Source organism: Streptomyces venezuelae, from assembly GCF_008642375.1.
Classification (GTDB): domain Bacteria; phylum Actinomycetota; class Actinomycetes; order Streptomycetales; family Streptomycetaceae; genus Streptomyces; species Streptomyces venezuelae_G.
In genome coordinates, this window is record NZ_CP029194.1 from 2,423,805 (window position 1) to 2,440,575 (window position 16,771).

The 16,771-nt window shown below is 73.6% G+C and carries 13 protein-coding genes; 6 read left to right on the top strand and 7 right to left on the bottom strand.

All coding sequences use genetic code 11. The annotated features are described in order from the left end of the window. The first annotated feature begins 155 nt into the window (after window positions 1-155). The 5 genes from DEJ46_RS10655 to DEJ46_RS10675 are packed head-to-tail and all read left to right on the top strand — an operon-like array spanning window position 156 to window position 5,987. Window positions 156-2,036: an ABC transporter substrate-binding protein gene (locus DEJ46_RS10655; protein ID WP_150265528.1), complete on the top strand. Its 1,881-nt coding sequence runs from the start codon at window positions 156-158 to the stop codon at window positions 2,034-2,036. Between the two features lie 3 nt (window positions 2,037-2,039). After that, window positions 2,040-3,101, top strand: a complete 1,062-nt coding sequence (locus tag DEJ46_RS10660) for an ABC transporter permease (protein WP_150265530.1) — start codon at window positions 2,040-2,042, stop codon at window positions 3,099-3,101. Beyond that, window positions 3,098-4,009, top strand: a complete 912-nt coding sequence (locus DEJ46_RS10665; RefSeq protein WP_150265532.1) for an ABC transporter permease — start codon at window positions 3,098-3,100, stop codon at window positions 4,007-4,009. Before DEJ46_RS10660 ends, DEJ46_RS10665 begins: the two co-directional genes overlap by 4 nt. After that, window positions 4,006-4,980: an ABC transporter ATP-binding protein gene (locus DEJ46_RS10670; protein WP_150265534.1), complete on the top strand. Its 975-nt coding sequence runs from the start codon at window positions 4,006-4,008 to the stop codon at window positions 4,978-4,980. The genes DEJ46_RS10665 and DEJ46_RS10670 overlap by 4 nt, the downstream gene beginning before the upstream one ends. Then, entirely contained in the window at window positions 4,977-5,987 is a 1,011-nt protein-coding gene (locus tag DEJ46_RS10675; protein ID WP_150265536.1) for an ABC transporter ATP-binding protein, read from the top strand. Before DEJ46_RS10670 ends, DEJ46_RS10675 begins: the two co-directional genes overlap by 4 nt. A gap of 116 nt (window positions 5,988-6,103) precedes the next feature. On the opposite strand, the gene DEJ46_RS10680 is transcribed toward DEJ46_RS10675, so the two are convergent. Together DEJ46_RS10680 and DEJ46_RS10685 are read right to left on the bottom strand one after the other, a co-directional pair. Beyond that, a complete protein-coding gene (locus DEJ46_RS10680; RefSeq protein WP_150265538.1) occupies window positions 6,104-7,108 on the bottom strand; it encodes a hypothetical protein in 1,005 nt (334 codons plus the stop codon). A 40-nt stretch (window positions 7,109-7,148) separates the two neighbouring features. Next, entirely contained in the window at window positions 7,149-8,282 is a 1,134-nt protein-coding gene (locus DEJ46_RS10685; RefSeq protein ID WP_150265540.1) for a type III polyketide synthase, read from the bottom strand. A 188-nt stretch (window positions 8,283-8,470) separates the two neighbouring features. Between DEJ46_RS10685 and DEJ46_RS10690 the strand changes: the two genes are divergently transcribed. Further along, window positions 8,471-9,688, top strand: a complete 1,218-nt coding sequence (locus DEJ46_RS10690) for a cytochrome P450 (RefSeq protein ID WP_150265542.1) — start codon at window positions 8,471-8,473, stop codon at window positions 9,686-9,688. Window positions 9,689-9,718: 30 nt separating this feature from the next. On the opposite strand, the gene DEJ46_RS10695 is transcribed toward DEJ46_RS10690, so the two are convergent. From DEJ46_RS10695 to DEJ46_RS10720, 5 genes are all read right to left on the bottom strand, one after another. Continuing rightward, on the bottom strand, window positions 9,719-10,684 hold the full coding sequence (locus DEJ46_RS10695; RefSeq protein WP_150265544.1) for a bifunctional riboflavin kinase/FAD synthetase: 966 nt from the start codon (window positions 10,682-10,684) through the stop codon (window positions 9,719-9,721). Between the two features lie 40 nt (window positions 10,685-10,724). Continuing rightward, window positions 10,725-14,864: a serine protease gene (locus DEJ46_RS39820; RefSeq protein ID WP_223834591.1), complete on the bottom strand. Its 4,140-nt coding sequence runs from the start codon at window positions 14,862-14,864 to the stop codon at window positions 10,725-10,727. A 204-nt stretch (window positions 14,865-15,068) separates the two neighbouring features. Next, on the bottom strand, window positions 15,069-15,968 hold the full coding sequence (truB, locus tag DEJ46_RS10710; protein ID WP_150265546.1) for a tRNA pseudouridine(55) synthase TruB: 900 nt from the start codon (window positions 15,966-15,968) through the stop codon (window positions 15,069-15,071). Continuing rightward, window positions 15,965-16,405, bottom strand: a complete 441-nt coding sequence (rbfA, locus tag DEJ46_RS10715; RefSeq protein WP_150265548.1) for a 30S ribosome-binding factor RbfA — start codon at window positions 16,403-16,405, stop codon at window positions 15,965-15,967. The genes truB and rbfA overlap by 4 nt, the downstream gene beginning before the upstream one ends. Before the next feature lie 30 nt (window positions 16,406-16,435). Then, window positions 16,436-16,729 carry a DUF503 domain-containing protein gene (locus DEJ46_RS10720; protein WP_019889861.1) on the bottom strand — a complete coding sequence of 98 codons (294 nt, stop codon included), beginning with the start codon at window positions 16,727-16,729 and terminating at the stop codon, window positions 16,436-16,438. Window positions 16,730-16,771 lie beyond the last annotated feature (42 nt).

Here is a 16,771-nt window from a genome sequence, read left to right on the forward strand (position 1 = left end):
GCTCCGTATCGGTCGTCCGATGCGGAGCCTCTTGGCATTCCCGCAGCCCACAAGGGGTTTGACGCATCGTTGACGCGGTCGGCCGCCGCTGATAGACCTTCGCTTCACCAGTTGGCGCCCCCAAGATCCACGACACGAGGTCACGTCCTATGGTCATGGTCACGAAGGTCCCTTCCCGTCCGGCCGCCCCCCGAAGACTCCTCCGGCTGCTTCTCGCCACGGGGGTCGCCGCCACCGCGCTCTCGGCCGTCCCCCAGGCCGCGCAGGCCTCACCGGCCGCTTCCGCCGCCCCCGTCGCGCAGGCCACCGCCGACGCGAAGAGCGGCGGCGCCACCCTCACGGTGGCCGTCTCGCAGAGCATCGACTCGCTGAGCCCGTTCCTCGCCCAGAAGCTCACCTCGACCAGCATCCACCGTCTGGCCTACGAGTACCTCACCAACTACGACGCCAAGGACGCCCGGACGATCCCCGGCCTGGCGACCGCGTGGACGCCCTCGGCGGACAAGCTGACGTGGACGTACACGATCCGCGAGGACTCGAAGTGGTCCGACGGGAAGCCGGCCACCGCCGAGGACGCGGCCTGGACCTTCAACAAGATGATGACCGACCCGAACGCCGCCACCGCGAACGGCAGCTTCACGGCCAACTTCAAGAAGGTCACCGCCACCGACCCGCGGACGCTCGTCATCGAGCTCAAGAAGCCGCAGGCGACGATGACGGCGCTCGACGTGCCCATCGTCCCGAAGCACGTCTGGGAGAAGGTCGGCGACTTCTCGAAGTTCAACAACGACCAGCAGTTCCCGATCGTCGGCAACGGCCCCTTCGTCATCACCGACTTCAAGGTCGACCAGTACATCAAGCTGAAGCCGAACAAGACGTTCTGGCGGGGCGCACCCAAGTTCGACGAGCTGGTGTTCAAGTACTACAAGGACGGTGACGCCGCCGTCGCCGCGCTCCAGAAGGGCGAGGTGTCCTTCGTGCCGAATCTGACGCCGGCCCAGGCGGCGGCGCTGAAGTCGCAGAAGAACATCAAGGTGAACGACGCTCCCGGCCGGCGCTTCTTCGCCATCGCCACCAACCCGGGGGCCCGCTCCCAGGACGGCAGGACCTTCGGCAACGGCCACAAGGCGCTGCTCGACCCGGCCGTGCGCAAGGCGCTCTTCCTCGCGGTCGACCGGACGACCATCGTCGACAAGGTCTTCCAGGGCCACGCCGTCGAGGGCGAGGGGTACATCCCGCCGCGCTTCGGCTCGTACTTCTGGAAGCCGGAGGCCGCGCAGAAGCGGGCCTACGACCCGGCCGCGGCGGCGAAGGTCCTCGACGCCGCCGGGTACCGGAAGAACGCCGAGGGCAAGCGGGTCGGCAAGGACGGCAAGGCGCTGGACTTCCGCATCCTCTGTCACGCCACCGACCCGAACGACAAGGCGATCGGCAAGTACCTCCAGGAGTGGTGGGGCAAGCTCGGCATCGGGCTGAAGGTCGAGTGCCTGGACAGCGTCTCCGACCCGTGGGTCAAGGGCGACTACGACCTGGCCTTCGACGGCTGGTCGGTCAACCCCGACCCGGACTACGTCCTGTCGATCCACACCTGCGGCACGCTCCCGGCGACGCCGAAGGACAGCGGCGCCACCGACAACTTCATCTGCGACAAGGAGTTCGACGCGCTCTACGCGCAGCAGGCGGTGGAGTACGACGCCGCCAAGCGGGCGGATCTGGTCAAGAGGATGCAGTCCCGGCTGTACGACACGGGGTACATGAACATCATGGCCTACCCGAACGCCCTGGAGGCGTACCGCACGGACCAGATCAAGTCCATCACGACGATGCCGGAGGCCGCCGGCAACCTGTGGGGGCAGGACGGCTACTGGAGCTGGTGGTCCGCCGTGCCCACCGCCTCCGCCGCCTCGTCCGACGACTCGGACGACAGTTCGGCCACCGGGGTGATCCTCGGCGTCGGCGCCGCCGCGGTCGTCCTGGTCGGAGTGGGTGTCTGGGCCGCCCGGCGCCGCCGCGCCGGCGCCGACGACCGCGAGTAGTCCGTGACGACGGCAAGCACTCCCGCCGACGTGGCGCGGGCCGAACAGGCCCGCGCCACGGACGGCGCCTCCCGCACCGGTTCCTCCCTCGGCTATCTCCGCCACGCGGCGGGGAAGCTGGGCGGCGCACTTGTCTCGCTCCTCGCCGTCCTGGTCACCAGCTTCTTCCTCTTCCGGATCATCCCCGGTGACCCGGTGAAGGCGATGACCCACGGCGTGCCCACCACGGCCGAGCAACTGGCCACGCTCCGACGCCAGTTCGGGCTCGACCTGCCGCTCTGGCAGCAGTTCACCGACTACTGCGCCAAGGCGCTCAGCGGCGATCTCGGCACCTCGTTCCAGTTCCGCGCCCCCGTCGGGGAGCTGATCGCGGAGAAGCTCCCCGCGACGCTGCTGCTCACCGGGGTCGCCGTGGTGATCTACTCGGCGCTCGGGCTCTGGCTCGGCACCCGCTCGGCCTGGCGCCACGGCGGTCTCGGCGACAAGCTGAACACCGGGATCGCGCTGACCCTGTGGTCGGTGCCGTCGTTCTGGCTCGGGCTGCTGCTCATCATCGTGTTCTCGGTCGGCATGGGCCCGATCCCGGGACTCTTCCCGACCGGCGGCATGGAGTCGGGCACGGGCGAGACCGGCTTCGGCTACGTCCTCGACGTCGCCCATCACCTGGTCCTGCCCGTCGTGACGCTCGTGGCCGTCGGCTACGCGCAGACCCTGCTCGTGATGCGTTCCTCGCTCCTCGACGAGATGGGCGGCGACTATCTGACGACGGCGCGGGCGAAGGGGCTGCGCGACGACGTCGTACGGCGCCGGCACGCCGTGCCGAACGCGCTGCTCCCGACGGTCACCATGATCTTCATCAACCTGGGCCATGTGGCGGCCGGTTCGATCCTGGTGGAGACGGTCTTCTCCTGGCCGGGACTCGGCGGCCTCTTCTACCAGGCACTCAGCGTGCCCGACCTGCCGCTCGTCCAGGGCCTGTTCGTCGTCTTCGCCGGGGCGATGATCCTGATGAACCTGATCGCCGACCTGCTCTATCCGATGCTCGACCCCCGGGTGGGCCGATGACGACCGCGAAGACGCCCGCCACCACGACCTCGCTGGTGTGGCAGCGCCGCCGGGCCTCGGTGGCCCGCTTCTGGAAGCAGTACCGCACCCACCGCGCCGGGCTCTACGGCCTCGCCGCGCTCGCGCTCATCGCGCTGCTCGCCGTCACCGCCCCGCTGACCGTCGGCGCGGACGTCCAGTCGGTGACGCAGGCGCCCGGCACGGCACTGGAGTCACCCAGCGCCGAATTCCCGCTCGGCACCGACCAGTTCGGCCGCTCACTGCTCGGGCTGCTGATCTGGGGAGCCCGGATCTCGCTGCTCGTGGGGCTGCTCGCGGCGGGCCTCTCGGTGGCCATCGGCACCGTGGTGGGGATCATCGCCGGACACTACGGCGGCTGGTTCTCCACCGTCGTCATGCGGATCACGGACTGGTTCCTGGTGATGCCGACGCTGGTCCTCGCCATCGTGCTCGCGACCGTCATGTCCCGGTCGATGTGGACGGTGGTCCTGGCGATCGGCGTGACCTCCTGGCCGACGACGGCCCGCCTCGTGCGGGCGCAGACGATCGCGGTCGAGTCCCGCCCGTACATCGAGCGCGCGACCGCGCTCGGCGGCGGCCACGGGCACGTCATGAGCAAGCACGTCCTGCCGAACGTGATGCCGCTGGTTCTCGCCCAGACCACCCTCTGCATCTCGACGGCCATCCTCACCGAGGCGACCCTCGCCTTCCTCGGGCTCGGCGACCCGACGGTGGTCTCCTGGGGCGGGATGCTCCAGGACGCCCGGGAGGCGGGCGCGGTCTCCTCAGGACACTGGTGGTACCTGGCCCCGCCCGGCCTCGCGATCGCGCTGGTCGCGCTCGCGTTCACCCTCTGCGGCCGGGCCGTCGAGGCCGTTCTTAACCCGAAGCTGGGGGTGGGTCGTTGAGCGCTCGAAGCCTGCTCGAAATCAAGGACCTGCGGGTGACGTACGGCTCCGGGGCCGCCGCCGTGCCCGCCGTGCGCGGGGTCGACCTGACCCTGGAGGCGGGGAGCAAGCTGGGCGTGGCGGGCGAGTCGGGCTGCGGCAAGTCGACGCTCGCACTCGCACTGCTCCGGCTCCTCCCGGCCTCGGCGCGGATCGAGGGCGAGGTCCTGCTCGACGGGGAGGACGTCCTCTCCATGTCGTGGGGGCGGCTGCGGGCCGTGCGCTGGGCGGGCGCGTCGATCGTCTTCCAGGGCGCGATGCACTCGCTCAACGCGGTGCACCGGATCGGGGACCAGATCGCCGAGCCGCTGCTCGTGCACGGCAGGTCCACCCCGGCGGCGGCCCGGCGACGCGTCGGCGAGCTGCTCGAACACGTCGGACTGCCCGCCGCCCGCGCGTCCGCCTACCCGCACGAGCTGTCCGGCGGCCAGCGGCAGCGCGTGATGATCGCGATGGCGCTCGCCTGCGACCCGCGGCTGATCGTCGCCGACGAGCCGACGACCGCGCTCGACGTGATGATCCAGGCGCAGATCCTGCGGCTGATCGAGCGGCTCGTCGCCGAGGAGTCCATCAGCCTCCTGATGATCAGCCACGACCTGGCCGTCCTCGCCGACACCTGCGACCGGCTGGCCGTGATGTACGCGGGGCGGGTCGTCGAGGAGGGCCCGGCGCGGGCCGTGTACGAAGCCGCACAGCACCCGTACGGGCGGGCACTGTCCTCGGCGTTCCCCCGGATCGGGGACCTCGCGTCCCGGCGGGCGCCGCGCGGTCTGCCGGGCGACCCGCCCGACCCGGCGGACCTGCCGGGCGGCTGCGCCTTCCATCCGCGCTGCGCGGTGGCCGTGGACGCCTGTACGGAACTCGACCAGGAGCTACGGGAGGCGGGCGCGGACCACCGGGCCGCGTGCGTCCATGTGGGGAGCACGTCATGAGTACGGACACGGCCGTGACCACGAAGACGTCCACGAGGTCGCTGCTCTCGGCTCGCGGGCTGCACGTCACCTTCCCCGGGCGGCGGGGCGCGCCGCCCGCGCGCGCGGTGGACGGCGTGGACCTCGACATCGGCGCCGGCGAGATCGTCGCGCTCGTCGGCGAGTCGGGGTGCGGCAAGACGACGCTGGCCCGCTCGCTCCTGGGCCTGGTGCGGCCCACCTCGGGCACGGTCTCCTTCGACGGGAAGCCGCTCGCGTACTCCTCCGGGGCCCTCAAGAGCTACCGGAAGCGGGCGCAGCTGGTCCTCCAGGACCCCAGCGGTTCGCTGAACCCCCGGCACACGGTGTACGACGCGGTGGCGGAGGGGCTGCGGATCCACGGGTACGCGGGGGACGAGCGGGAGGCGGTCGCCGGAGCGCTCTCGCGGGCCGGGCTCCGGCCGCCTGAGCGCTTCTTCCTGCGCTATCCGCACGAGCTGTCCGGCGGTCAGCGGCAGCGCGTGGTCATCGCGGGCGCGCTCGTCCTGGAACCGGAACTGATCGTCGCCGACGAGCCGGTGGCCTCGCTCGACGCGTCCGTACGGGGCGAGATCCTGGCGCTGCTGCTGCGCCTGCGGGACGAACTGGGGCTCTCGGCGCTGGTGGTGACGCACGACCTGGGGCTCGCGTGGAACATCGCGGACCGGGTGGCGGTGATGTATCTGGGCCGGGTGGTGGAGACGGGCCCCGTGGAGTCCGTACTGACGGCCCCCCAGCATCCTTACACGCGGGCACTGTTGTCGGTGCTGCCCGAATCGGAGGGCGCTCCGGTCGTGCTGACCGGCGAGCCGCCGGACCCGTCCCGCATCCCGTCCGGCTGCCGCTTCCACGCCCGCTGCCAGGTCCTCGCCTCGGGCGAGGCGGCCGCGGTCGCGGACCTCTGCCGGGGCGAGAGCCTGCCCGTCCTGGACGGCGGCGGAGCGCGTGCGGTGGCATGCCACTGGGTGGCGGCGGAGACGACGGGCTGAGCCCGCCGCCTCGGGGGGCGACGGGCTCGGGCCTGGGGTACGGGCGGGGCCGGGGCGCGGCTCGCGGCTCCCGAGCGCCCGGGGCCGGGAGCGGCCCCGGGCCGGCCTGACTCACCTCACGGCGTGGCGGGCTTGGCCGGGGCGTCCGGCGCGGCCGGCTGTGCCTGCTGGGCCTGCTCGGCCGGCTGTGCCTGCTGGTCCTGTGCCCCCGTCGGCGTGGCCGGCTTGCCGGCCGGGGCCTCGGGCTTGCCCGCGGGCTTCTCCGTTCCGTCGGCGGGGGCCGCCTTCGGCAGGGTCTCGCAGGAGCTGATCGAGGTCCGGGTGGAGACCGACTTCACCGTGCAGGTGTCCTTGCCGACGCCGGCGTCCACCGTCCCCCAGTGCTCGCCGACGATGAGCACCACGCCGCCGGGTCCGCTGATCGTGTCGTCGCCGGGCCCGGCCTGGATGAGTCCGCCGGACTCGGGGCCGAGGGCCTCCGCCTCGATGACGTCGGCCTCGCTGCCGCCGAGGACGCGGCCGGAGAAGTCGATCGTGCCGACCTTGATGGTGTCGGCTCCGTCGTTCCCGGTGACGATCCCGCCGCCGCGGTTGAACTTGCCGGGCGCGCCGGTGACCGATCCGGTGGTGATCTTGTCGTCGCCGTCGTCGCCGTGGACGACGGCGCCGTGGGCCGCTCCGTCGCCGGAGACGGTGGCGACCTTGATGACGTCGTTGCCGCGGTTGCCGCGGACCATGCTGGAGGCGTTCTGCGGCACCAGGTGCTTGGCGCGGATGACGTCGTCACCCTCGCCGCCCATGATGGCCGAGTCGATGACGAGACCGCGCACTTCGATCATGTCGTTCCCGGCGCCGCCCCATACGGTGACGTTCTCCAGGTCGCTGTCGCAGAAGATGTGGTCGTCGCCGCTGGTGCCGCTGACGATGTCGCCGGGCGGAGCGGCGACCTCGTTCACCCAGCACTGGTGCATCGGCACCCGGACGGCCTGCGGGGCGGACGCCTGGGCGGGTGCGCCGGCGAGCGAGGCGGCGGTCGCTCCGGCGAGCAGCGCGGTGATCGCGGCCGGACCGCGCAGGCGCTTGCGGCGGTTCCGGTGCCGGGAAGGTGGCGTGGGGGACATACGGCTCTCCTCTGCTACGAACGGGGGACGCTGACTGGGGTCATGCCGAGGGGGTGCGGGCGGGCCGGAGCGAAGGCGAGTAGCCCACGATGCGGCGGGTGCCGAGGCCCGGGTCGACGACGGGGGAGGACTTCGTCCACCGGCCGAGGCACATCTCGGCGGTGATGCCCGGCCCGAAGCCGGCGAGGATGCCGCGCGCGCCCTCCGGCTGGCCGCCCTCCTCGAAGAGCCGGCGGACCGCGTCCAGGACGACGGCGCTCGCGATGTTCCCGTACTCCGTGAGGGTCGCGCGGCTGAACCGGAAGGCCTCCGGCGGCACTTCGAGGAAGCGGCTGAGGTCGTCGAGGATGCGCGGCCCGCCCGCGTGGATGATGTAGAAGTCGAGGTCCCCGGCGTCCCAGCCGTGCGCGCCCGCGGTCTCGCGGAGCGCCGGGGCCAGCGGCTCCATGGTGGTGGGCACCCGCTTGTCGAGCAGGAAGTGGAAGCCGGTGGCGCGGACGCTGTAGGCGATCCAGTCCTCGGTGTCGGGCACGAGGTAGGAGTTGTTGCGCTCCAGGGAGATGCCGGTGCCGCCCTGACCGCGGACCACGGCGGCGGCGACGGCGTCGCCGAACAGGCCGTTGGAGAGCAGCGATCCGACGCCGAGGTCGGTGGGCTGGTAGCAGAGCGAGCAGAACTCGCAGGCCACGATGAGGACGTTGGCCTCGGGGTAGGCCGTGCAGAAGTCGTGCGCCCGGTTGATCGCCGCTCCGCCGGCCGCGCAGCCGAGCTGGGCGATGGGCACCTGCCGGGTGTGGCTGGGGAAGCCCATGGTGTTGATCAGCCAGGCGGTCAGCGAGGGCATCATGAAGCCCGTGCACGACACGTAGACGATCATGTCGATCTCCGCCGGGCGCAAGGCGGCGTTTCTCAGGGCCTCTTCGACGACCGCCGGCACCCGGGCCTTCGCCTCGGCCTCGTACCGGATGTTGCGTTCCTCGAACCCCGGGTGTTTCAGGGTCTCCTCGATGGGCTGCACGATGTGCCGCTGCGTCACCCCGGTGTTGCCGATCAGCCGCAGTGCCAGGGGCAGTTGGGGATGACCGGCATGGTGCGTCCGGGCGAGGTCGAGCGTCTCCTCCATCGTGATCACGTGCTCGGGCACGGACACCGCGGGCTTGCACAAGGTCACCACGACACTCGCTCCTTCGTCTCGTTCGCGTGAACTGCCGCCCACACTCACCCGGTGATCGCGACCCCGCAACCGCGAGCGCCACGGAATGCTCACGGAGAGTGACCCGCGCGGCGTACGGGCGTGCTCCGTTCAGGCGGCTGTCGGCGCCCGGCGTGTCGCGGCCCTCCGCCGCCGGGAACACGCACCTCATGACCTCAGACCCCACGGCCGCGCCGCGGCCCGCCCGCACCTGGGCCGTCGACGACCTTCCCGGCCTCGACTTCGACCCGCTGCTCGTCGAACTCCTCGACAAGGAGCCCGTGGCCCGCATCCGGCTGCCGTTCGCCGCGGAGAACGAGGCCTGGCTCGTGACGCGGTACGAGGACGTCCGCGCGGTGACCTCCGACCCCCGGTTCAGCCGGACGGCCCTGCTCGACCACCAGGTCACCAAGATGACGGGCCACATGGTGGCCTCGAAGGCGGCCCTGAACTACGCCGATCCGCCGTACCACACGCAGCTCCGCAAGGCCGTGACCAAGGCCTTCACCGGGCAGAGCACCAAGCGGCTGCGGCCGCTCGCCCAGGCGAGCACCGACCGGCTCCTGGACGCGATGGAGGAGGCGGGCCGTCCGGCCGACCTGATGAAGCACCTGCACGGCCCGCTGCCGATGGAGGTGGTGTGCGACCTCCTCGGCATCCCGGACGAGGACCGGGCGGAGCTGGCCTCCTGGCCCGACCTCATCCTGTCCTCCGGGCCCGGCCCGGAGAGCAGCCGGGCGGCCAAGGCCCAGATCCACGGCTACATCAGCCGGCTGCTCGACCGGCGGCGCGCCGAGCCCCAGGACGACCTGGCGGGGGTGCTCGCGGAGTCCCTCGCGGAGGGCCACGTCACCACCGACGAGGCCGTCTCGCTGGCCATGGCGATCCTGATCAGCGGCGCCCACGCGGTACGGAACAACAGCGCCAACATGGTCTACACGCTGCTCACCCGGCCGGAGCTGACGGCCCGGCTGCGCGCCGAGCCCGACCTGCTCCCGCAGGCCGTGGACGAGCTGCTGCGCTGGATCCCGCACCGGAACGGCGTGGGGCTGCCGCGGATCGCCACGGAGGACGTCGAGGTCGGCGGGGTGCTGATCCGGGCGGGTGAGGCGGTCTACGCCTCCTATCTCGCCGCCAACCGGGACCCGGAGGCCTTCGACGACCCGCACACCCTCGACTTCGACCGCGAGGGCATCGGCCACGTCTCCTTCGGACACGGACCCCACCACTGCATGGGCGCGATGCTCACCCGCATGGAGTCCGAGGTGATGCTGTCGACGCTGCTGCGCCGCTATCCGGAGCTGCGGCTCGCGGGCCGCCCCGAGGACGTGGTGTGGCAGTCGAAGGGACTGATCCGCGGCCCGAGGGAGCTCCTCGTCACCTGGTGAGGCGGCGCCGGGGCGCCACCAAACGGGCTGCTACGCGGCGGGGTGCTCCCGGTCGTACGTCTCCGTCAGCTCGCGGGACCGCTTCACGTCCGCCGCCATCGCCAGGAGGAGGTCGTCGAGGGTGTCGAACTTGAGCATGCCGCGCACGTACTCCAGGAAGTCCACGGCCACGTGGAGCCCGTACAGGTCGAGCCCCTCGCGGTCGATCGCGTACGCCTCGACCGTCCGCTCCGTGCCGTCGAACTGCGGGTTCGTGCCGACGGAGATCGCCGCCGGCATGCGCTCGCCGTCGGCGGTGAGCCAGCCGGCGTAGACGCCGTCCGCCGGGATCGCCGTGTGCGGCAGAGTCTCGACGTTGGCCGTCGGGAAGCCCAGCTCGCGGCCGCGCTGCGCGCCGCGGACCACGATGCCCTCGACGCGGTGCGGGCGGCCGAGGATCTCGGCCGCTCCGGCCATGTCGCCCTCGGCGACGAGCCGGCGGGTGAGGGTGGAGGAGAAGGGCTGGCCGCCGCCGGCCGAGCCGCTGACGAACAGGTCGATGACCTCGACCTCGTAGTCGTAGGTCTCGCCGAGCTCGGTGAGGAACGCGACGTTCCCGGCGGCCCGGTGCCCGAAGCGGAAGTTGGGGCCCTCGATGACCGCCCTGGCGTGCAGCTTGTCGACGAGCACCTTGACGATGAAGTCCGCCGGGGAGAGCTGGGAGAACTCGGCGGTGAACGGCAGCACGAGCACCGCGTCCACACCGAGGCCCGCGATCAGCTCGGCGCGCCGGTGGTGCGGGGCGAGCAGCGGAGGGTGGCTGCCGGGCCGCACGACCTCGGAGGGGTGCGGGTCGAAGGTGACCACGACCGACGGGACGCCGAGCTCCCGGGCGCGCTCGACGGCGCGTCCGATGATCAGCTGGTGCCCGCGGTGCACCCCGTCGTAGGAGCCGATGGTGACGACGCTGCGCCCCCAGTCCTGGGGGATGTCCGCCAAGCCACGCCAGCGCTGCACTGTGACCGCTCCTCGTCCGCCTGTTCGCCCTGTTCGCCGATTACGCAGGTCTAAGACTGCCATGCCCACGCCCGTCGGTACGCATCGGCATGGAAGTGCCGGGGCCCCGCAGCGCACGGAGGGTCTCGGGACCGAGCAGCGGGGCCCACTCCCCCGGTACGGCGACGGTCCAGGCGACGAGGAGCGCGGCGAAGCCGGGGAGTCGGCCGACGAGCCCGGCCAGGGCCCGGTCGAGCCGTCCCGCGCCTTCGGGGGTGCGGGTGTAGAGGGCGGCGACCCGGTGGACGAGCTCCCGTGTGCGGGGCACGCTGCGCTCCCCGGCGCCCTCGGCGGCGGCCGTCAGGAGGGCGTCCAGGACGGAGAGCTCGCCGGCCTCGGCCTCGTACCGCTCGTGCTCCAGGAGTACGTCGAGCAGCTCGGCCCGCAGATGCCGGGAGGCGCCCGTGCCGGGGGCGGCGAGCACCGGGGCGAGGGCGCGGCGGACCACGGCTGGGCGGCCCCGGATCAGTCCCGAGACCAGCGGGAAGAGGACGGCGCGGGCGGCGGGGCCGTCCTCGAACCGCCGGTCCACGTAGCGGGCGACGTGCGCGGCGCCCTCGGGGAGGCGGGCGACGTAGTCGCGGACGAGGGCGGCGACGCGCCGGGTGAGGGCGGGCGTGTCGATCTCCGCGAGGGCGCGCAGGGCGGCGGCGGCCTCCTCCCCCGTGCCGTGCAGCCGGGACCTGAAGGCGGTGAGGACCGGTCCCGGGTGGGTCGCGAGGGCCTCGGCGAGGGCGGTGGCGGGCACCCGGGGCTCGGCGATGGCGCGGGGCAGATGGCGGGCCCGCGTGTGCGGGTCGCGGACGAGCAGGCCGAGGGCGGGGCCGTGGAGGGTCTGGTCGGCGGGGCGGGCCAGCAGGGCGAGGGCGGCGTAGCGGAGGAGCTCGCGGTCGGCGGGGGCCGTGAGGCGGCCGGCGACCAGCTGGCCGTACGCGGCGGCGGCGACCCGGCGCTCGGGGCGGCCGTCGTCGTGGGCCCAGCGGTCGACGGCCCGGCAGAGCGCGGAGGGCTCGTCCTCGGCGAGGGCGGCGAGCAGTCCGTCGGCGAGCGGATGGGCGGTGGAGACCAGCGCCTCGCAGAGGTCGTCGACGGCGAGCCCCCGGTGGGTGTGCAGGAGGGCCTGGGCGGCGGTGGCGACGGTGGCGTGCGGGGCGGCGGGCAGCGGGCGTTCGTCGCCGAACCAGCGGCACAGCAGCGGCTGGACGCCCCGGGGGTCGGCGACGAGCAGCCCGGCGACGGTGTCGAGACACCGGTCGCCGCCCGGCGTCCCGGTCGGCGGCGGGTCGGCGGGCACGAGCCGCCGCAGCAGATCGATCCGCTCGTCCTCGCAGAGCGGGAGCCCCTGCCAGAAGGCGGCGCCGAAGGCGGCGAAGACGGGGTGGGGCGCGGGACGGCCGCCGATGCGGTCGGCGAGGAGCCGGAGGACGGGCAGGTACGGCCGGGGGTCACCCACCCGGCGCACGCTCTCCCCGAGGAGCCGGACCGCCCACCAGACCGCGTCGGCGTACGGACTGGGGATCTCGGGCCCGCCCCTCGCTCCCCCGTCCGCGAACCGGTCGAGGGACTCCACGAGCGCGGCGAGGCGCGGCGCGAGCGCGCCGGGCCCCTGCTCGCGGTGGAGCCGAAGCAGCGCCTGGAGGACGGGCCCGATGCGGTGACGGGGCACGGGCAGGTGATCGGCGGCGGTCCCGGCCGGCGCGGGGGTCCGCTGCCGGGGGACGTCCACGGGGTGCGCACCGACGCGCTCCGGGCGGGCCCGGTGCCGCCCGCCCGGCGCGGGAGGGACGGGGTCCCCGTCGGACGGACGCGTGGCGGGTACGGCCCCGTGCTGACCCGCCAGAGGTACCGGCACCCCGTCCCGGACCCCCGCCGGGGAGGCGGCCCCGGCGGGGGAATCAAAACGACGCGCCGCTTCACCACCGGACCAGGACACGGCTCCGGCCCCGGGAGCGGCTCCGGGGGCGGCCCCGGCCCCGGGAACGGCTCCGGCTCCGGGGGCGGGAGCCGCGCCGAACCAGGAGTCGGAGCCACGCCCCGGAACAGAACCGGAGCCCGGCGCGGAACCACGCCCGAGGTCAGGGCCGGCCCCCGCGAGGGATCCGGAACCAGGCGCGAAGCCGGAGCTCGGGTCCGGACCGGAGGCCTGGGCCGCACCGCGCCCGGGGTCGAGTCCGCGCCCCGCGACGGAACCGCTTCCGGCTCCTCGGCCGCTTCCCGGCGCGGAACCACGTCCCCGGGGCGCCCCGGGCCCCTCGGCCGCACCGCGCCCCTGAGCCGCGCCCTGCTGTCCCCCCGGAGCCGTACCGCCCGTGGTCGTGTCCGGGCCCCCGAGCCCGCCCGGGCCTGCGGCCTCGCCCCCGGCCGGTGCCGGCGGCTGGTCGCCGCGGCTGTGGATCAGGGCGTGGAGGGCCGTGTCCAGGTCGAGGTGGGCGGCCTGGAGCCAGTCGGCGAGTTCCTCGTGGGCGAAGCGGTAGCCGGAGCCCGCGGGGACGAGGAGGCCTTCGGTGAGGACAGCCGAGGCCCAGCCCTCCCGCCAGGGGAAGAGCTCCTCGAAGGAGGCCCGGTCGAGGACCCCGTGGCCGGGGCCCAGGCAGCGGCGGGCGGCCTCGTGGACCTGTCCGGCGACCCGGGCGGCGAGCAGTCGCACGGCGGTCCCCCGGACCAGGGGCCGGGAGCCCGCGGCGACCCGGACGGCGACGCGCAGGCACATCAGGTCCACGTGGGCCGTGAAGATCTCCTCCCGGCCGGGCCGCCCGGGGACGTCGCCGGGGAGCGCCGCCCGGACCTCGGCGAGCAGCCGCAGGGCGAGCGGGTGGCGGGCGTCCGCCTCGGCGAGGTCGGTCTCCCCGATCCCGTACCCCTCCCTGACGGCCCGCGCCTCCGCCTCGGTGTACGGGCCGAGCACGAGGGCGGCGGGCAGGCCGTCCTCGTGTCCCTGCACCGGCCGGTGCAGGGCCTCCGGGCCGTAGAGCGCGCCGGCCAGGTCCCAGTGCTCGGGGCGGCAGGCGGTGACCAGGCGGGCCCCGTGGGCGCGCAGCCACTGCTCGGTGGCCGCCGTCCATTCGGCGAGGCGGTGGGCGAGGAGCGGCGGCATCTCCTCGGGGCCGTCGAGGACGACGAGGAGGGGGCGGCCGGCGTCCCTGGCGAGGGCGGCGGCCCGCTCCGGGGTGGCCGTCGCGGTGTCGCCGAGCGCCCCGGAGGCGGCGACGATCCGGCCCGCCTGGCGCAGGGCGCGGCCGACGGCGTCGGCGAGCGACGAGTCCTCGGCGCGCAGGTCGGCGCCGCGCAGCCGGACCGTGGGGGCGGGTGCGACGCCCTGGGCGCGGCGGGCGCAGAGCGCGGCGAGGGCGGTGGTGCGGCCGGTGCCGGGGGCCCCGACGACCGCGAGGACGAGCGCCTCCCCGGCCGTGAAGCGCGCGAACTCCCGTGCGCACTCGGGACGTTCGACGGGCTCGGGCCAGGGGTCGGGTTCCCTCGCGGGGCCGGTGGAGGTGGCGGTGAGCTCCAGGATCCCGGCGAGGTTGAGGTCCGGCCCGTAGGCGGGGACGGTGGCCGCGTTGCGCCGCAGGAGGGCGGCGAGCGGGCCGTCGGGCCGGAGCGGCACCGCGTATCCGGCGGCGGGGCGCTCGCCGTGCAGGGCGGTGCCGAGGACGGCGACGACGGTGCCGGTGGCGGCGTCGAGGACGGGGCCGCCCGCGGCCCGGCCGCCGCGGCGGAGCGCCTCTGCGCCCTCGGTGCCGATGGCGAGTTCGAGGGCGTCGGCGAGGACGTGGAAGCGGTCGGCGGCGGCGTACGTGACGGCGGCGGGTCCGAGGACCCGGGCCTCGCGCCAGCCGTGGGCGGCGATCCGGACGTACGTGCCGGGTTCGATCTCGGGGCGGGTCGCGAGCGCGACGGGGCGGACACCGAGCCCCTCGGTCCGTACGAGCGCGAGGCCGCGCTCCGGCAGGGCGGTGACGGCCTCGGCCTCGGCGAGCCAGGTCAGGTCGCCCGGGGCGTGCAGGACGACGCGGGCGAGCCCCTCGACCGCTTCGTGGCTGGTCACGACCGTGCCGTGATGATCGGCGAGGAATCCGGTACCGCGCGGCCGGCCTGCCGGATCACAGATTTCCACCAGCGTCGCCAGGTCCCCGCGTCCCATGGTGTCGACGGTAGGTCGACAGTGATCACCGGGAGAACCCCGTCGGGAAACGCGCCCCCCGGCGCTCCCCCGGTTCACTCCGAGCGCCTCCCCGATGGGGTGAAATCTCGCGGAAGACACGTGTAGGGCGGACACGCGTGCGTGTCCGCCCTACAAGCGACGATCCGGTCCCCAAGGACCCCGGCCGCAGCGCCGGTCCCGGCGTCAGCCGAAGACGGCGAGGCTCTTGGCCTTCCCCCGCTGGGCCTCGACGAGCGCGAGCAGCGTCCCCTCGGGTCCGAAGACCGCGACGGGACCCGCCGGGTACTCCGGCATCTCCAGCCGGACACCGTTCAGGAGCAGCTTGGCCCGCTTCTCGTCGACGTCCCAGCGCGGGAACGCCGCCGCGGCCGCGTCGGCGACCGGCATGACCGTGAGCTCCTCCTGGAGCTGGTCGAGCGTCCGGGCCGCGTCGAGCTTGTACGGGCCGACCCGGGTGCGGCGCAGCGCGGTCAGATGGCCGCCCACACCGAGCCCCGCTCCGAGGTCCCGGGCGAGCGCCCGGATGTACGTACCGGAGGAGCAGACGACCGAGACGACCAGGTCGACGACGGGGGTGCCGTCCTCGGCCGTGGCCTCGCGGACGTCGTACACCTGGAAGGAGGAGACGGTCACCGGGCGGGCCGGGATCTCGAACTCCTCGCCGCCGCGCACGCGCGCGTACGACCGCTTGCCGTCGATCTTGATCGCGGAGACCTTCGACGGCACCTGCATGATGGCACCGGTCAGCTCGGCCACGCCCGCGTCGATCTGCTCCCGGGTGACCTTCGAAGCGTCGACCGACGCCGTGATCTCGCCCTCGGCGTCGTCGGTGATCGTGGTCTGGCCCAGGCGGATGGTGCCCAGGTACTCCTTCTCGGTCAGCGCGAGGTGACCGAGAAGCTTGGTCGCCCGCTCCACGCCGAGGACGAGGACGCCCGTGGCCATGGGGTCGAGCGTGCCCGCGTGGCCGACCCGACGGGTCTTGGCGATCCCGCGCATCTTGGCCACGACGTCATGCGAAGTGAAGCCCGACGGCTTGTCGACGATGACAAGTCCGTCGGGCGTCTTTGCTGCGTTGCTCATTCGGCGGCTTCGTCCTCGCCCGGCTTCTTGTAGGGGTCGGCGTCGCCCGCGAAGGTGGCGCCCGAGGACGCCTCCCGCACCTGGGCGTCCGAGGCCCGCGCCTTGTCGAGGAGGTCCTCGATCGTCCGCGCGTTCTCCGGGAGGGCGTCGGCGATGAACGTCAGGGTCGGGGTGAACTTGGTCCCTGCCGCGCGGCCCACGGCCGAACGGAGGACGCCCTTGGCGCTCTCCAGACCGGCTGCGGCGCTCGCCCGGTCCTCGTCGTCGCCGTAGACCGTGTAGAAGACCGTGGCCTCCCGCAGGTCACCGGTGACGCGGGTGTCCGTGATGGTCACGTGCGTACCCAGGCGAGGGTCCTTGACGCCGCGCTGCAGCTTCTCGGCGACCACCTCCCGGATGAGGTCTGCCAGCTTCTTCGCCCGCGCGTTGTCGGCCACTGGTCCTTCTCCTTCTTTGCCTTGCTCAATTCAGTCTTCATCAGTGTGGAGCCTTCGGCGCACCGAGAGCAGCTCCACCTCGGGACGCGCGGCGACGAGCCGCTCACAGCGGTCGAGCACGTCCGATACGAACCCCGGGTCCCCGGACACCAGCGCGACGCCCAGCCGGGCTCTGCGGTGGAGGTCCTGGTCGCCCACCTCGGCCGCGCTCACAGAGAACTTGCGCTGGAGCTCGGCGACGATCGGGCGGACCACGGAGCGTTTCTCCTTCAGCGAGTGGACGTCGCCGAGGAGCAGATCGAAGGACAGAGTCCCCACGTACATGCGGTGCCGGATGTCCCGCCGGTTCGGGTTCGGTGGCCTGCC